Origin of the sequence: Dorea sp. MB18-49, from assembly GCF_023669465.1 — a bacterium.
In the GTDB taxonomy this organism is placed as follows: domain Bacteria; phylum Bacillota; class Clostridia; order Lachnospirales; family Lachnospiraceae; genus Dorea_A; species Dorea_A longicatena.
Genome location: NZ_JAMOYX010000113.1, coordinates 1 through 665, shown reverse-complemented (window position 1 = coordinate 665; position 665 = coordinate 1). Strand labels below are relative to the sequence as shown.

Sequence of the window (665 nt, the reverse complement as noted above, 5' to 3'; positions counted from 1 at the left end):
GTCTAGATTTCTTCTTTCCAGTTCAGCTATCTTGTCACGTAGCTCTTCTTCAGGTGTTCTGCTTGGAAGAGAAGCTATACGACGTCCACGTCTGTCTTCCAGACCCGCTTGACCCATCTTTTCGTATCGTATTACCCAATTGCGAACTTGTTGATAGGAACAATCATATTTGAGTGCCATTGCACCATAATTCTTATCATTTGCAAGACAATCTGTTACTATTTTTAATCTCTCATCAAGTGTAGTGTTCTTTGCCTTTTTCATGTAAGCACCTCCAGTGGATGTTTTTAATATTCCACCAGAATTATACACCTTAATCCAATCGGAAAGCTGTCTGTGTGAACGAATTCCGTATTTTGTGCAAATATCCTGAAGAGATCCTTCTCCGTTAAGATAATCATTTATAGCAGATATTTTTAAATCTTTTGAATAAGATTTGTTTTTCGGTTGATTGAGTAATCCAGTTGGTCCATCATACTGATAAATAGAAATCCAATTTCGAATACTATGATGATCAACTCCCAATTCTTTTCCTGCTTGCTGTATGCCAATTTCTCCTGCAAGGTAGCGTTCGACTATTTTTACTTTTTCTACTGGTTCTATCTTACTCTTTCTGAACATGAAAATACCCCCATATAGGACTTTTATATTTCATTGTCCTATAT

1 protein-coding gene is annotated in these 665 nt (G+C 36.4%); it reads right to left on the bottom strand.

All coding sequences use genetic code 11. From position 1 onward, the window contains the following. On the bottom strand, nt 1-621 hold a 621-nt coding region (locus tag NCY30_RS14980), incomplete at its 3' end, for a transposase (RefSeq protein ID WP_250818891.1). Between the last annotated feature and the right edge of the window lie 44 nt (nt 622-665).